We start from the raw sequence: 16205 nt of genomic DNA, 5'->3' as shown, positions 1-16205 counted from the left end.
AGAATGACGCATGGCACTGTACAAGAAATATACTGGCAAGAAAGCGGTCAAATACACCAGAAATACAACCATCATAATTCTTCTCTTGCTATTTGCAATCGCAACTATATTCCCGATTTATTTCATGATTATCTCTTCGTTCGGCGATCCCGTAGAAGCCGGGGCGTTGGACTATTCCTTATGGCCTAAAAAAATATCGTTTGAGTCTTATAAGTTCTTCTTCGATTATAGTGAACATTCCTATCGATGGCTGCTGAATTCGTTGATTGTTGCGGGGAGCGTTACGGCGTCCAACGTGATCTTTGCCACCCTGGCGGGATATGCCTTCTCGAAGATTCGCTTCAAAGGCCGGACCGTACTGTTCTCTGTCCTGCTCTGCGCCATGATGATTCCATATCAAGTCACCCAGGTTCCGCTCTACATTCTGATCGTGAACATCTTCCAGATCGAGAACACCTACAGAGCTTTGATTATGCCGGGGCTTGTAACCGTGTACAACATATTCCTGACCAAGCAGTTTATGTCGTCCATACCTACTGAGATTATTGAGTGCGCCAAGGTCGAGGGCTGTAACCAATTCCAGATTTTCATCAAAGTGATCGTGCCTCTATCCAAGACCGTTATGGCGGTCACGGCGATCCTGACGTTCATGGATAGCTGGAATACGTTCTTCTGGCCATTCCTGGTTACGAATACGATGGATATGCAGACGATTCAGGTTGGGCTTAAGAACTTCCGTTTCGCCAATACGACGTATTTTGCACCGATGATGGCTGGAGCTACGATCTCTGCATTGCCGATGTTCATTCTGTTCTTCAGCCTGCAGAAGTATTTCCTTGAAGGCGTGACCGTGGGAGCGGTGAAGGGCTGATGGATGGGAGGCAGTCATCCGAGCTGGCGGTACGCTATGCTGTAGGACTGATGTCAGGCACCTCGGTGGACGGAATCGACGCGGCTGTCGTGAAGATCACCGGTGAACCCGGAACTAGACCGGAGGTCAGTTTACTTGCCTTTGAAAATACCCCTTATCCTGCACAGGTGAGGGATGAGATATTTGCACTGTTCGACGTGAAGACGGCGACGCTGAATCGGGTCGGGCGCTTGAATATGTGGCTCGGCGAGTTGTTTGCTGAAGCGGCCTTATCCGCTATTACCAAGGCGGGGCTTAGTCCGACAGATATCGCCCATATCGGCTCCCATGGTCAGACATTGTACCATAGCCCGGTAGATGAGATGATCGGAGGCTATGCTCTGCGCTACACCGTACAGGTTGGTGAGGGTTCGGTTATCGCGGCCAGAACCGGGATCACCTGTGTGTCTGATTTTCGCCCGGCGGATATGGCTGTGGGAGGTCAAGGGGCCCCGCTCGTACCGTTCACTGAATATTTACTGTATGGGGAGAAGGAGCGGACACTGCTGCTGCAAAATATCGGGGGAATCGGCAATATGACGGTGCTTCCGGCTGGCGGTACAGCAGAGGAAGTGTTCGCCCTTGATACCGGGCCCGGCAATATGCTGATCGACGGGCTGGTGGTGCATTGGAGCGGCGGGGAGAGCAAGATGGATGTCGGAGGCGCCCTCGCTTCACGGGGTCAGCCGGATGAACAATTACTTGATCTGTTGATGCAGGAGCCCTATTACAATCAGAGCCCGCCTAAATCGACGGGTAGAGAACTGTTCGGCTCGGCTTATATCGAGAGGTTGCTCGGTTATCAGCAGGAGCTAGGTCTATCTAATAAGGATTTGATCGCGACGGTGACGAAGCTGACAGCCCGTTCAATCGCAGAGGCTTATCGCTGTTATGTGATGGAGCGCTATCCCACTGATCTGCTGATTGTTGGCGGCGGGGGAAGCTATAACCCTGTATTGATCGGATATTTACAGCAGGAGCTGGAACCGCTCGGGGTGCAGGTGCTGACCCAGGAGCAGCTTGGACATAACAGTGATGCCAAGGAGGCGATGGCCTTTGCCCTGCTGGCAGATTATACGATGGCCCGGCAACCGAACAATCTGTGCGCAGTGACTGGAGCGAAGCGGCCCGCTGTTATGGGCAAGGTCAGTTATCCTTTATGAACATGCATGATAAGAGAGTATTAAGTCCAATGGAAGCGGAGGTTTCAGAGCATGATCACAGCATGGGAGGATCGATTTACCGCTGGTGTAGTTGAGTTATGGAACAAGCAAGCGGTTCGCGATGGCTATAAAAGCTTAACAGAGGACGACTTCACAGCTTTATTTCTGTTGAGTCCCTATTTTGATCGTGAGGCGGCCTTCGTGCTGGTGGATCAGGATCGGGAGTGGGATCAGCAGGAGCAGAAGCGGGAGCATGTTCAGGTGCTGGGCTTCGCTTGCGGGTGTACAGGGGATGACTTGCCGCTCGGGGAGAGGGCTGGTTATATCACTTGTATTATCCTAGCTGAATCTGTTCAAACGGATGAATCCTACCGCATGATGATCGGAGCGATAGAGAGACGCTTCCAGCAACGGGGCAAGCAGCAGGCGGACTTCCTGTTCTTCAATCCTATGAAGCTGCCCTGGTTGATTCCGGGTACGGACGAGCATGAGCATAATAATGCTCCAGGCGTGCCGGAAGGTAGTCGGCTACATGAATTTCTGCTCCGGTACGGGTATGTAGAGCGGGCGCTGGAATGCGGGATGTATTTGCCGCTGGGGGCATTCTCAATACCTGAGGAGATCCGGGGCAAGGAGAGCAAGGCTGCTGCGGAGGGGTACCGTGTGGAGCTATTCGATTCTATGAAGCATAGCGGACTGGAGCAGATGCTGGCCGGACTGGATAATCCGCTCTGGCAGGAGCAGATTCCTCGCTATGCCGCTGACGGTGTGCCGGTGATGATCGCGGCTTATCAGGGCAAGGCGGCCGGGTTCGCCGGGCCGATCATCCGCGAGCCGAGCGGGCGGGCCTTCTTCATCGGAATCGGTGTGCATCCGCAGCATGAAGGGCATGGCCTGGGCAGTATTCTGTTCTTCAAGATGTGCGAAGCCTTCCAGCAGGCGGGCGCAGAGTACATATCTTTGTTCACGGGGAGCGAGAATCCGGCCAAGCGAATTTATGAAAAAGCAGGCTTTCAGACAGTCAAACGGTTTGCAATCATGAGGAGGGAATTCTGACAATGAGTGAGCAAGCGTTAACGATTCTGGCGATTGGCGGTCATGTAGGAGATATGGAATTAACGGCAGGCGGGGTGCTCGCCAGTCATGCGCTGAAGGGCGATCGTATCGTAACATTGGCCCTGACGGCAGGTGAGCGCGGCGTCCCGGCGGGGCAGGATATGGGAGAATACCGTCAGCAAAAGGTTCGGGAAGCAGCTGCCTTCGCCGAGATGCTCGGCGGAGAGTCGATCGTATTCGAGGTTCCAGATGGCGAGTTGAGCGACAGCGAGGATATGCGTTACCGGGTTTGCGATGTAATCCGGGAGGTGAAGCCGGATATCCTGATCACCCATTTTAAGAATAGTATGCATAAGGATCATAGCACCACTCATCGAATTGTGAACGATGCGCGCTTCTTCGCAGGGCTGGGTTCCTTTGAGCGCGAGAAGCCGGCGCATTTCGCCTCACGACTCTATTATGCGGAGAATTGGGAGGATGCTGTCGACTATAAACCATATATTTACGTTGGCTTCGAGCAGGAGGCGTATGATCTGTGGGTGAAGGCGGTCTCCCAGCACTGGTTCGTTACTGGCAGCAAGTCCTTCCCTTATCTGGAGTATTATAAGCATCTGGCTCGGGTTCGCGGCATTGAAGCGCGCAAGACCTATGCGGAGACGTTCATGATTCCAGAGGAGTCGGTGCGGATCATCAAGTCAGAACTATAACAATGCGTGTTCCATAGGGGGGGAGGAAATGCAGGGAGTCTCTCTCTTTTTGAACATGTGAGATAAGGAGCCGAGGGTATGGTCAAGAACGGGATCGATCACATTTTGGACTACGCACATCTGTTTCAAGGCAAAAGGCTAGGCTTGATTACTACGCCGACGGGGATCACCTCTGAGTTTGTATCGACGATTCAGATTTTGCAGGAAAATTTCAATCTCACCGCCTTGTTCTCACCGGAGCATGGGGTGCGCGGGGATCAGGCGGCGGGAGCGATGGTCGAGACCTATACCGATCCGCTAACAGGGGTGCCAGTATATAGCTTGTATCGTAAGGATTCCAAGCGAATGACGCCGGATATGCTCGATCAGGTGGATATGGTTGTTTATGATATTCAGGATATAGGCGTGCGATATTACACATTTATCTATACGATGCTGTACGCTCTGGAGGACTGTGCCAAGGCGGGCAAGGAATTTGTCGTGCTGGACCGGGTGAATCCGCTGGGCGGAGTGACGGTCGAGGGGAATGTGCTCAAGCCGGGCTATGAGTCCTTCATCGGAAATTATCCGCTCTGTGCTCGGTATGGCCTGACTGCCGGGGAAGTGGCGTTGATGGCTAATGAGCAGCAGGGCTGGAAGGGTAAGCTTCATGTTGTGCCTTGCGAAGGCTGGGAACGGAGCATGCTCTTCCCGCAGACCGGGCAGACCTGGGTGCATCCTTCATTGGGCATTCCACGTTTTGAGACGGCTCTCGTCTATAGTGGCACTTGCCTGTTCGAGGGCACGAATCTGTCGGAGGGTCGCGGGACGACCTTCCCGTTCGAGATAATCGGAGCGCCGTTCATCGAGGCCGAGCGGCTGGCTGTTGAGATGAACGGGAAGGGCCTGCCGGGAGTGCGCTTCCGCCCGGTCTTTTTCAAGCCGACCACCTCCAAGTTCGAGGGCGAGCTATGCGGAGGTGTGCAATTGTACGTAACGGATCACCGTTCGTTCCGACCGCTGGAGACAGGGGTAACGCTGATGTACACCGTGAAGCAGAACTATGAGGAGTTCGCCTATTTGCCCCCGCTCAAGGAGGGCTCGCGCCCGTTCATCGACCTGTTGTGCGGCGACAAGCTGTATCGCGAAGCGGCTGACCTGACGGCGATGCTGGAGCAGTTCCGGGAAGAGAGCCGCAGCTTCGCTCTGGCGAAGCAGGAGTATCATCTGTACTCGTGATGTATTCGTGAGCAGGCAAGAATGGCATGAATGGACTAAGGGTCGCGCGTGTCGTCTGCCTGTAGTGGGGGCTGTGGGGCGGCTGGGCTGGGTTGATGGGCTTTAACGGCTCTTAGTTTAGCTGTAGAAGATACAGTTATTTTTGCAAATGACCGGGAAGCCACTTTTACAGATGCATTTTGTACACTTAAAATGACTGAAACTTGCTCCATCCGCAACAGTCGGCGTTCTAAGTGTACTTTTTGCAACTAAAGCTGCGCTAAAGGTGATTTGGCACTTTTTAGATGTAGTTTATGCAATTAAATGTCTCGTTCCCAGTGGGGAGTCCGGTTCATAGGTGCTAGTGCGAGTAAGTTAGGTGCTGATAAGTGGTAATAGGTAATGGGTAATAGTTGTAACTGGTAAGTGGCACTAGGTGTAAATAGAAGCTAATAAGTGTTGATAGGTTGCTAATATGTGACAATGGGATCTGATAAGAGCTGATAGAGGTTAATAAGATAAGGGGTAATAGGTGCCGATAAGTGCTGATAAGCGCCCAAAGTGCAATCAGCGCTATAAGTGCTGATATGCAACTATTTTGGTGTCATGCGCTCTCCACCTAAGACATAGCTGCTTTTATACAACTATTCGGGCGGATTTCTCGTTCATGCAGGCTTTTGGCGGGGGATAGTTGTATTTTCGCACTTATTTCTGAATCGAGGCCGCTATTCCGGGAAATAAGTGTATTTTAGCAGTTATTAGGGATGCTCGTCGACCTGACTGCTGCCTATTTACATACCTCTAATTAAGAAGGGCGTGATCATCATGAGATATGCTGCTGGCCTGGACGGTGGTGGCACGAAGACGAAGGTCGTCATTGCCGATGAGCACGGACAAATGGTGGAGAGCTTCGCATCGGGTCCGATTAACTATAATGGACAGGATGAAGGTGTCGTAGAGCGCAATATCGGCGAGATTATCGCCCGGGTCGGGGCGGTATGCGGCGGCTTGGAGCATTGCGTGCAGATCTGCGTCGGCGCGGCCGGGATCAGCGCGGCAGGGGTGACGGAGCGCTTGAGCGCGGCCGTCCGTGCGGCCGGATACGTGGGCGGCCTGACGCTGGCCGGCGATCACGAAACCGCGCTATATGGCGCACTCAGCCGCCCGCCGGGGCTGATCCTGATCGCCGGCACAGGCTCGATCTGCTACGGGCGCAATGAGCAGGGCAGCTCTCACCGCACCGGCGGCATGGGGCATCTGATCGATGATGAAGGCAGCGGCTATAGCGTGGGCCGGGAGCTGTTAAGCGCACTCGTTCAGGCCCATGATGGGCGGATTCCGCCGACGGTGATCAGCGGCCTGATCTATGAGAAGCTGCAACTGCCCGCAGGCGCTCTGAACGAGGTCATCCGCTTCGTATATGACCCGCACCGGACGAAGAAGGAGATCGCTGCGCTGGCACCGCTTCTAACAGAGGCCTGTTCGGTCGGTGATGCCGCAGCGCTGGATATCGCCCAGCGGAGCGCAGCTGCGCTATTCGAGCTGATCGTTCCGGTGGCTGAGCGGCTCGGCCTGCAGAAAGGCAGACTGGCGCTGGCCGGAAGTGTACTGCTGCATAACAGCCACATCCAGAATGCTCTGCGGGAGAGAATAGCCGGACGATATGCTGGTATGACCTGCATTCTGCCCCAGCATGATGCCGCCTGGGGAGCGATGATGATGGCTTGGGAGCAGCATAAAATATGATCGGCACAACCTGAAGACCGTCAGTTCCATTGTTCATAAGGAACTGACGGTCTTTATATGCGCGTGAGTGGTTAATCGGTCAGGCTAGAGATTAGAACTTCAGAATTATGGAAACCTCGGCCCCTCCACGCCATCCTCAACGATTTGCTGCGGTCGGTTGCTGCTGCCTTCGGTTCCATCATGTACAGCGATAACGGTGGGCTGGGATGGATAGGTGTCACGGGATAGCAGCGTGCGGCTTACGGTGACGCCATCGACCTTCTTGAGACGATAGGTCTCCACGATATAGCCTGGCTTGCCCTCCAGCATCAACTCCTGCTCCCCGGTGGGGAGTGAGGGATTCTTGATGTATTTATTGGAGGGCGGGAGGGTGCGGATTGTCCTGGATTGGATGTCATAGGTGACATTTCCGGGAAATGTACCGTACAGCTTGATGACGAGCCGCCCTTGGCTGCTCTTGGCGTGGATCAGCAGATGCTTGCCTGTCGTGTTCTTGAAGCGGAAATTGATATAGCCTTTCGCAAAGGTCGCATCCTGTCCCTTCGGGATGTAACTGACAGGCAGAGTATGATTGCGCCGTTCCACAATTTCCAGCCCGGCCCGGAGGGCGGCATTGTATAGCGTGCTGGACACCTGGCAGATGCCTCCGCCGACTCCAGGCACCAGCTTGCCGGCGAAGATGACCGGAGCTTCCTGGAAGCCGTAATCCTGTTCAGCGGCTTCGACGACCTTGGCGTAATCGAAGATTTCGTCAGGGGCGAGCAGCATGCCGTCAATGCTGCGGGCTGCGGCTGCGACATTATGCAGACGCCCCTTGCCGCTCGTCGTTAGATCGGTGGAGAACTGAACTATTTTACGATTAATGCCTTGGGCCTTGAGATGATCTAGCGTGACTTCGGGTTGAAGCCGTATCAGAGGTACTTCTAGCGTGATGGTCTCAGCCTGAGCGCCTGCCCGGACTTCGGACCGAACCGCAGAGCTGGACATGAATCGGGCCTTGATTCCACTTAGCACCGTCCCGCGTGAACTTTTATTCCCCTTAGCTGCATCCCCTACAGGTAGCACCGTCGGAAGCGTGGCTTGCAACTGCGCCGTCAAGGCCGTCCAATCGATCCGGTACACGGACTTTCCATTAATATAACGGATACGATCATCGGCCCCGATCGTTCTCACCGCATTAACGGGCCGGCCGAAATGCGCATTCTCCCATTCAGGACTAAACTTCAGCTTGAGCGGCTGTGAATCGTAACGAGCCTGTAACCTCCACTCCTTAGAGAATTGGCTGCGGATCTGGAGACGGCTCCAGAGACTAGCGTGGGATAAACTCGCCAGTTCTGTACGGAAATCGGGGACATCGAAGGTGATGCCGCTATTTTTCCAGGATAGGGTCTCGGTAGTCTGCTTCTCGCGGAACGAATAGGTAATCGGCTCATTCTCCAGCTCCGCCAGCTTCGTATCAAGAATCTGTATGGCTTGGTGAAATGTCATTCCTCCCATAGGAATTCCAGCGACGATCACCCCGGAAGGAACGGTATCCCGAAAGGCATAACGCTGCAGTGACAGCAGCAGAATCAGTACGGTGATCCCCAGAGCGAGGATCGGGGCGACATAGAATAAGAGGCGTTTTGTTCTCATGGCTCGCTCCTTATCATCTCTGGAAAAAGTTAATGTACAACCTTATTTATGATATATATGCTGAAATAATGGAAACTTTCGGGTACTCAAATGGTAACATATTTGTTACAATAATTATCGAACTGATGAAATTTGACTCATCTTTTAAAGGATTTGGCTGGAAGATGTCGAAATGAAAGTAGTTGACTGCACGTGAATTTTACTAGATATGAATCAAAGCTTAGGACGTGATGAAGTGATAGAAATGCAGGACGTATGGAAGACGTATTCTAACGGGACCCATGCTTTGAAAGGCATCTCGGTTAAAATCGACCGCAATGAATTCGTGTATTTGGTCGGTCCCTCCGGTGCGGGAAAATCGACTTTTATGAAGCTAATATATCGTGAAGAAGTACCAACGAAAGGACAAATTTCTGTAAACGGTTTTAATATCGGCAGGCTCAAACAGCGCAAAATTCCTTATGTCAGACGTAATATCGGTGTTATATTTCAGGATTTCCGACTGCTGCCCAAGCTGAATGTGTATGAGAATGTCGCTTTTGCGATGGAGGTTGTCGAAGCGCCGAAGAAGGTGATTCGCAAGCGGGTGCCTGAGGTGCTGGAATTAGTCGGCCTGAGAAATAAAGCGAACCGTGATCCTTCCCAGTTATCAGGGGGAGAACAGCAACGGGTGGCGATTGCCAGAGCGATTGTGAATAGCCCTTCGGTGATTATCGCCGATGAGCCTACAGGGAATCTTGATCCAGAGACCTCTTGGGGAATTATGCAGCTGCTGGATGAGATTAATTTCCGCGGTACGACGATCGTTATGGCTACTCACAATAAAGAAATTGTAAATACAATGCGCAAACGTGTTATCGCTATTGAACATGGCAATATCGTTCGTGATGAGATGAGAGGGGAATACGGTTATGAGTTTTAGTACCCTCTTAAGGCAGTTCCGTGAAGGAGCCAAGAGCGTGTTCCGTAACGGCTGGATGTCAGTAGCCTCGATTACATCTATCATTGTGTCTCTACTCGTATTGGGCGTCTTTATTATGCTCGTCATTAACATAAATTCCTTCGCCGATGATGCGGATAGCCAGGTGCAGATCAGCGTCTATCTGGAATCGAAGGTGGATGATGCATTGCGGGACAAGGTAATGGCAGAGATTCAGACGATGCCTGAGGTTAGTGAAGTAACCTTGATTCCGAAGAACGAAGGGCTCAAGGAGTTTAAAGACAAGCTGGGCGTGGAGGGTAAGGATTTGCTCGAAGGCTACACCGAGGAGACGAATCCGATCCCGGATACGTTCAAGATCAAATTGATCGAGCCGACAACGGCTCCGTTCGTGGCCAGCAAAATATCGGCGCTCAATGATACCCATCCCGACAAGCCGATCTACAAAGTGAACTATGGCAAAGGGACGATCGAGAAGCTGTTCAAGGTTACGCGGACGGTTCGTAATATTGGCCTCATCTTCGTAGCCGGACTGGCGCTGATGGCTATGTTCCTGATCTCCAATACGATCCGGGTAACCATTCTGGCCCGCCGTCGTGAGATCGGAATTATGAAGCTGGTGGGGGCGACCAATGCTTTTATCCGTTGGCCGTTCTTTATTGAAGGGGCACTGATCGGGTTGATCGGCTCCGTAGTCACTGTGGCTGTTCTGTTCTTCGGATATCAAGAGCTGGAGCAGGTGGTAGCAGCGGATATGACGCTGGCCTTCCAGCTCGTTCCGATGAAGCAGGTTGCATTAAAAGTCGGAGGTCTGTTATTGGGACTCGGGCTGCTGATTGGAATCTGGGGCAGTACGATGTCAATTCGTAAATTTTTGAAGGTGTAGATGCAGTAAAACCTGGGGAAGAGGGGAAATGAAGTTGAAGAAATGGATATCCGTGATTGCCGTTATCACCATAGCCGCGACGATTTTCAATCCATCTGAGGGTTATGCCAAATCCAAGACGATCAGCCAGATCGACGCTGAGCTTAAGCAGCTTCAGGAACAAGCGAGGCAAGCGAAGAAGCAGCAGGAGAAGGCAGCAGATAAGAAGCAGGAAGCTCAGCATTATGTGAACAAGAACAGAGCTTATTTGAAGCAGGTCCTGACCCAAATCGATACCGTCAGCAATGAGCTGTCTCGAATCGCCCTGGATATTGAGAATACGAAGGCGGATTTGCGGGATACCGCACATAAGCTGGATGAGACGAAGCAGCGCATCGAGGAACGTTCTGGATTCCTGGACACTCGGGTTCGCATTATGTATACGGATGGCGCCGTTTCCTATTTAGATGTATTGCTGTCCTCCACCAGTTTTACGGATTTCCTGCAACGGGCTGATTCCTTGCAGGCGATCATCAATCAGGACAAGGTCCTGCTGGACGAGCATAAGCATGATAAAGATTTGCTGCAGGATCAGGAACAGAAGCTGAAGCAGGATTATGCCAAAGTGAAGCAGCTCTATGCCCAAGCGGAGGAGCGCAGAGGCATCCTTGAGGAGAAAGAGCAAGAGAAGCAGCAATTGATTGCCAAGTATAGCGATCAGATGGACGAATCGGATGAAATCAGCGAAGAACAGAACAGATTGCTCGTCGAGTTGGCTAACAAGCGTTCCGCGCTAGAGAATGAGAAGAAGAAGATTAAAGCCGCGCAAATTAAGAAAAGTACGAAGAAGAAGCTTTCTTATTCGTCCTCTTCAGGCTCAGGTGGCTTCACAGGTAATGGCGGCTCCATGTCGCTTCCGGTAAATGGCGCTCGCTTATCTTCCGGGTACGGGACGCGCGTACATCCGGTAACAGGCAAAGTGAAGAAGCATACCGGGGTGGATCTCGCGGCTTCGGAAGGCACGGATATCCATGCAGCTGAGGCCGGAGTCGTCATCGTCGCAGAATGGTGGAGCGGCTATGGATATACGGTAATTATCGATCATGGCAATAATGTATGGACGCTTTATGGTCATATCCGCGCTGGCGGAATTAAGGTAGAGAACGGGCAGACGGTGAAGAAGGGACAGAAGATTGCTGAAGTTGGCCAGACGGGAGTAGCAACAGGTCCGCACTGTCACTTCGAGGTACGTATCAATGGTGATCCGGTAGACCCCATGCCTTATTTGTAATAAAATAGTTATATCAAAGACACGGATACCTTTGCGTATCCGTTTTTCCTTCTCGCGGACAAGTTGAAGTAAATAATCTGTACAAGCCGGGCATATAATAGGAAGACGGTGGTTTTGCAGGGACTGCTGCTGAAGGAATGATGGTATTACCTAATTTCATTTGAGATACATAGGCGGTGAAGAAGAGAAAATGTTCAAAGGACGTACAGTAGCTCTAATGGTAGTGGTTGCGATGCTGCTCAGCAGCGTTCTGACTTTGACGTTAACAGGTCAGTGGACCTTTGCCGGGACGGGTGCGGTAGGCAATGGAATTTTTGCCGATGCTTTTGGCGTGAATAGCAAGAGTGGGATCAAGAAGATTGAGACGACTATGAATCTCGTTCAGAAAAATTATGTGGAAGATGTAGATCAGAGCAAGCTGGTGGACGGGGCGATCGACGGGATGCTGAACGCGCTGGGTGATCCGTTCACCTCCTATATGGCTCCTAGGACAGCTAAACAGTTTTCGGAGCAGATCGAGGGATCTTTTACCGGTATTGGTGCGGAGGTATCGACAGAGGACGGCAAGGTCGTCGTCGTCTCCCCGATCAAGGGATCACCGGCGGAACAGGCCGGCATCAAGCCGAAGGATATTCTGCTCTCGGTGAATGGAGAGTCGTTCGAAGGGCTGAGCTTGAACGAAGCGGTGGCCAAGATCCGTGGTCCTAAGGGAACCAAAGCGAAGGTGAAGGTCAGACGCCCGGGTGCGGCGAATGAGCTTGAATTTACAATTGTACGTGATGAAATCCCGCTGGAGACGGTCTATTCCAGTATGAAGCAGGGGAATATCGGCGTGATTGAAGTTACCGAATTCTCGATGAATACGGCGGATCGCTTCGAGCAGGAAATCGCTGCGTTAGAGAAGCAGGGAATGAAGGCGTTGGTGATCGATGTCCGGAATAACCCCGGCGGCGTGCTTCAGGTCGTTGAGAAGATGGCCGAGCAATTTGTGCCAAAAGGGAAAGCGATCTTGCAAATCGAAGATAAAAATAAAAATCGCCAGAAGATGCTCTCTTCTAAAGGGAAGGGCAAGGCTTATCCGGTGATCGTCATTACGAATAAGGGAAGCGCCAGTGCTTCGGAAATTTTGGCAGGTGCGCTCAAGGAATCGGCAGGCGCCAAATTGCTCGGAGAGACGACCTATGGCAAAGGGACGGTACAGTCCAGCTTCCCCGAGGAGATGGGCGATGGAAGTCTGGTGAAGATCACGATCGCCAAATGGCTGACTCCTGACGGGAAATGGATTCACAAGAAAGGGGTCGAGCCGGATATCCAGGTGTCGCAGCCGGATTATTTCTCGGTGGCTCCGATCAATAAGAAGGGAACATACAAGTTCGATATGCTGGGCGAGGACATCAAGAGTGCTCAGACGATGTTGGACGGAGTAGGGTTTGATCCGGGCCGCAAGGACGGGTATTTTGACAAGAAAACGGAAGCTGCGCTTGAGAAGTTCCAGGCGGCTAAGGGTTTAAAAGTTAACGGCGTGCTGGATGCGACAACGGCGGAAGTCCTTGAAAATAGTGTCATTGAGAAAATTCGCGATCCGAAGAATGATAATCAATTGAATCAAGCAGTTAAAGAGGCCCAGAAGGAAATTTCTTCTATGGTGTCGAATGAGTAAGAAGGCTGAGTTCAGCCTTCTTTTTTTCTGTTATAGTTAGAAGTGGAAATATAATCAGCGAGAGCTGATGTTAAGAGTAGACAAGCTGTTATGGTGGATCGTTAAGGATCGTGAAGTGGGATTGATGCTCGAAGGAATAGGGGTTGATGATCGATTGGATCTTGTGCTTGAAGGATTATGGAATTTGGCCGGGGCCGTAGGACAATTGTTTCTGCAGCCGTTCTATTATATTTCGATAATTATGGTGCTGCTGCTCTATCGCAGACAGGTGATATTGGAGCGCAGGCTGTTCCACGTACGTCTGAACAACTGGCTTACTCAGACGTGGCGGACGGTGCTGGGTGGATTACTGGCCGGGATCTGCGTCTCGCTCATCGGTGCGTTCATCGGCATGACATTGACGGTGGAAGGGATCCTCTGCATCTGGGCGGTAGCGATCGTTCTGCTGCTCATCCGTGTAAGGTATCTATGCCTCGCTTATTCGGTCGGTTTGTTAGGAGTTATCCAGTTTGTACTGGATCGCTTCCCTTCTTTTGTAGGTAGTGGCTGGGGAGCCGAGGTGATTCGCGCTGTACGGGAGCTGAACATCCCGGCGCTATTATGTCTTGTCGGTCTGCTGCATTTGGCGGAAGGACTGTTGGTCCGCTGGCAGGGGGCCTCGTTCGCAGGACCGCTGTTCTTCGAAGGCAAGCGGGGCAGGCTGGTGGGTGGTTATCAGATGCAGAGTCTGTGGCCTGTTCCGCTCTTGCTGCTGATCCCTGCGCACACGACCGGAGGGGTATTGCCCTGGACGCCGCTATTTGGCGGGGATGCTTGGCAGGAGGGTTTCGGTCTCGTCGCGCTGCCGATCATTATCGGGTTCTCGGAAATGACGAGCGGGATGCTCCCCAAGGTCAAAGCGCGTCTGACCTCGAACCGCTTGATGGTATACGGACTAGCTGTGCTCGCGTTGGCGCTGCTGTCCCATTGGTGGGGCTGGCTGCTGCTGCCGGCGGCGCTGGTATCCTTCCTCGCGCATGAAGGATTGGTCTGGTTCAGCCGCTTCGAGGAGCAGGAGGCGAGCCCGCTGTTCGTCAATCCGGCAGGGGGATTGAAGGTGCTCGCGATCCTGCCGGGCAGTCCGGCACAGGAAATGGGCATTCAGGCCGGGGAGACCATCAGCAAGGTCAATGGCGTGCCTGTTCCGACGAAGGAAGAGATGCATGCGGCGCTGCGGATGAATCCGGCTTTTTGCAAGCTGGAGGTGCTCAACCTTAAGGGTGAGCTCAAGTTCCTCCAGCGCGCGATTTACGCCGGCGAGCATCATCAGCTCGGCGTGATCCTGGCGCCTGACGAGAAGGCGCCAGTGGCAGTGCGGCTGCAGCCGTTGTCGCTGCTGCAGCTGTTGAAGCCGCGGCGCAGCGAAGCTGGCGCGCGCGGGGGGAAGCGCCGCCCAGCTGGGCGGGGCGGCGATACGGCGTCTCAACCGCCTTCGGCGGGCTGAGACATACAGGGGCTGCGACCGCTTTGGTGTCGCAGCCTTTGCTGTGCTCCTCCCCGCGCCGCAGCTCGAAACTGCAAATATGCAGGCTCTAACGAAACACCATATCGCTATTTTGATGAAATCCAGGGTTTAAGGCAAAAAAAGCTGGATGCCGTAATATCGCAATGTTGCAGTTCCTAAAAGCCGCAAGTAATGCTATTTTCCCCAGTCTTCCATCAGCTGCACACCTCTATCATAGCCGAGCTGGTAGTCCTGCTTCAGGATAGACAGTTCCTTGGTAAGCCGCTCTGTCTGGAAGGAATCCGGCGGATTCACTTCAATGACCTCGACGCCAGCAGGGGGATTGCGCATGAACTCGATCGCTGCCTGATATGTATGCACACGGTTCTCGAGGGCTTGCAGCAGATCCGGGTATCTGCGCAGATGCCATTTGGTTAGAACATTATTTTTGCTGCTCTGCATGATATAAGAATGAGGCCTGGATCGCAGTACCATAATCTTGCTTGCGCCACGGCGGTAGGCTTCGATGACCGGAATGGAATCCGTGACTCCGCCATCGACATACTTCACCCCGTCGACCTCGACAAAACCACGATAAATGACCGGAATGGCGCTGGAGGCCTTCATCAATTGGTCGAAATTTTGCCGGGTCGGGTTTAGATAGACTGATTTCCCTGTGTTCACTTCGGTCGCTCCGATAATGAACTCGGATAGGGTTGAGAACAAGGTGTCTACGTCCACAGGCATTTCTCGCAGGGTAATATCCCATAGCCAGTCGATATCCATCAGATGCCCGCCGCGGACGAATTTCTTCATGCTGATGAATTCAGGCCGCAGCGAATAGTCTGTGAAAACTTTGAAATTACGCTGATACATTTTGCCGAGATAGGCTGCCAAGTTTGAAGCACCTGCAGAAACTCCGATACATAGATCGAATGGGTTGAAGTCCTGCTTGATGAACGCATCTAGAATTCCTGTCGAAAACACACCCCGCATTCCGCCGCCTTCCACGACCAGGGCGGTTCTCCCCTTGCTTTCAGTTTCATGACTCTCGTTCACTTTCTCACCTGCCATCTTCAAGTTGATAGAAGCTTGTTTTACTCTCTTATATCATAACCACAAAAATGCTTCTGTGCATTATTCTGCCTATCTTAACTGCGGGATTAATGGTCACTGATTGGGGAATTAGCTCGATTGGATTTATCTCATTAGTAGGGGGAGCGACTGGATGGGGCGAGTTACTTGGATTGGTTGGATGACCTGAGCTGGTTGAGTTTTATGAGTCACTTGAGTAATTTGGTTACTTGGGTTTGCTACTGTATAGGGCGTATGAGCATTTGAGTTACATAGACGCATAAGTGCGCTGAATCGCATGAGCGGGGACGGGGACCGTCGGGTGCGGACAATAAGTGCTTAAATGCAACTATGTTGCTCTCGCATGGCCTCCATAACGGAAATAGCTGCTTTTATACATCTATTTTGCTGAATTCTGCTCCAAACGGGGCTTCATCCAGGAAATAGTTGTATATGCGCAGCTATTTTCTGATTTCAA

At 52.2% G+C, this 16205-nt stretch carries 13 protein-coding genes; 11 read left to right on the top strand and 2 right to left on the bottom strand.

Annotated features, from left to right (window positions below; genetic code table 11):
• Positions 1-10: 10 nt before the first annotated feature.
• The 6 genes from BFJ94_RS16865 (at position 11) to BFJ94_RS16840 (ending at position 6779) form a co-directional block, all read left to right on the top strand.
• Entirely contained in the window at positions 11-871 is an 861-nt protein-coding gene (locus tag BFJ94_RS16865) for a carbohydrate ABC transporter permease (RefSeq protein ID WP_120463699.1), read from the top strand.
• A complete protein-coding gene (locus BFJ94_RS16860; protein WP_120463698.1) occupies positions 871-2073 on the top strand; it encodes an anhydro-N-acetylmuramic acid kinase in 1203 nt (400 codons plus the stop codon). Before BFJ94_RS16865 ends, BFJ94_RS16860 begins: the two co-directional genes overlap by 1 nt.
• A 51-nt stretch (positions 2074-2124) precedes the next feature.
• Complete coding sequence (locus BFJ94_RS16855; protein ID WP_120463697.1) at positions 2125-3129, top strand: GNAT family N-acetyltransferase; 1005 nt, start codon at positions 2125-2127, stop codon at positions 3127-3129.
• 2 nt (positions 3130-3131) lie between these two features.
• Positions 3132-3836 carry a PIG-L deacetylase family protein gene (locus tag BFJ94_RS16850; protein ID WP_120463696.1) on the top strand — a complete coding sequence of 235 codons (705 nt, stop codon included), beginning with the start codon at positions 3132-3134 and terminating at the stop codon, positions 3834-3836.
• A 78-nt stretch (positions 3837-3914) separates the two neighbouring features.
• Positions 3915-5054 (top strand): exo-beta-N-acetylmuramidase NamZ family protein, encoded by a 1140-nt coding sequence (locus BFJ94_RS16845; protein ID WP_120463695.1) that lies wholly within the window; start codon positions 3915-3917, stop codon positions 5052-5054.
• 804 nt (positions 5055-5858) lie between these two features.
• Positions 5859-6779 carry an N-acetylglucosamine kinase gene (locus tag BFJ94_RS16840; RefSeq protein ID WP_120463694.1) on the top strand — a complete coding sequence of 307 codons (921 nt, stop codon included), beginning with the start codon at positions 5859-5861 and terminating at the stop codon, positions 6777-6779.
• Between the two features lie 105 nt (positions 6780-6884).
• Here the strand turns inward: BFJ94_RS16840 and BFJ94_RS16835 are convergent, their stop codons facing one another.
• Positions 6885-8414 (bottom strand): VanW family protein, encoded by a 1530-nt coding sequence (locus tag BFJ94_RS16835; protein WP_229717105.1) that lies wholly within the window; start codon positions 8412-8414, stop codon positions 6885-6887.
• A gap of 235 nt (positions 8415-8649) precedes the next feature.
• On the opposite strand from BFJ94_RS16835, the gene ftsE reads away from it, so the two are divergent.
• The 5 genes from ftsE (at position 8650) to BFJ94_RS16805 (ending at position 14653) form a co-directional block, all read left to right on the top strand.
• A complete protein-coding gene (gene ftsE, locus BFJ94_RS16825) occupies positions 8650-9336 on the top strand; it encodes a cell division ATP-binding protein FtsE (protein WP_120465271.1) in 687 nt (228 codons plus the stop codon).
• A complete protein-coding gene (gene ftsX, locus BFJ94_RS16820) occupies positions 9326-10240 on the top strand; it encodes a permease-like cell division protein FtsX (RefSeq protein WP_120463692.1) in 915 nt (304 codons plus the stop codon). Before ftsE ends, ftsX begins: the two co-directional genes overlap by 11 nt.
• Positions 10241-10274: 34 nt before the next feature.
• On the top strand, positions 10275-11510 hold the full coding sequence (locus BFJ94_RS16815) for a murein hydrolase activator EnvC family protein (RefSeq protein WP_120465270.1): 1236 nt from the start codon (positions 10275-10277) through the stop codon (positions 11508-11510).
• A gap of 190 nt (positions 11511-11700) precedes the next feature.
• Entirely contained in the window at positions 11701-13170 is a 1470-nt protein-coding gene (locus BFJ94_RS16810) for a S41 family peptidase (protein ID WP_120463691.1), read from the top strand.
• A 154-nt stretch (positions 13171-13324) separates the two neighbouring features.
• Positions 13325-14653 (top strand): PDZ domain-containing protein, encoded by a 1329-nt coding sequence (locus BFJ94_RS16805; RefSeq protein ID WP_120465269.1) that lies wholly within the window; start codon positions 13325-13327, stop codon positions 14651-14653.
• A 195-nt stretch (positions 14654-14848) separates the two neighbouring features.
• Here the strand turns inward: BFJ94_RS16805 and BFJ94_RS16800 are convergent, their stop codons facing one another.
• The gene (locus tag BFJ94_RS16800; protein ID WP_205571032.1) at positions 14849-15712 is read right to left on the bottom strand and encodes a patatin-like phospholipase family protein; all 864 of its coding nucleotides are present in this window, start codon (positions 15710-15712) and stop codon (positions 14849-14851) included.
• Between the last annotated feature and the right edge of the window lie 493 nt (positions 15713-16205).

This window comes from Paenibacillus aceti (assembly GCF_003614185.1).
Taxonomy (GTDB): domain Bacteria; phylum Bacillota; class Bacilli; order Paenibacillales; family Paenibacillaceae; genus Fontibacillus; species Fontibacillus aceti.
Note: the sequence above shows the minus strand (reverse complement) of the source record. Positions and strands in the feature narration are given on the sequence as shown.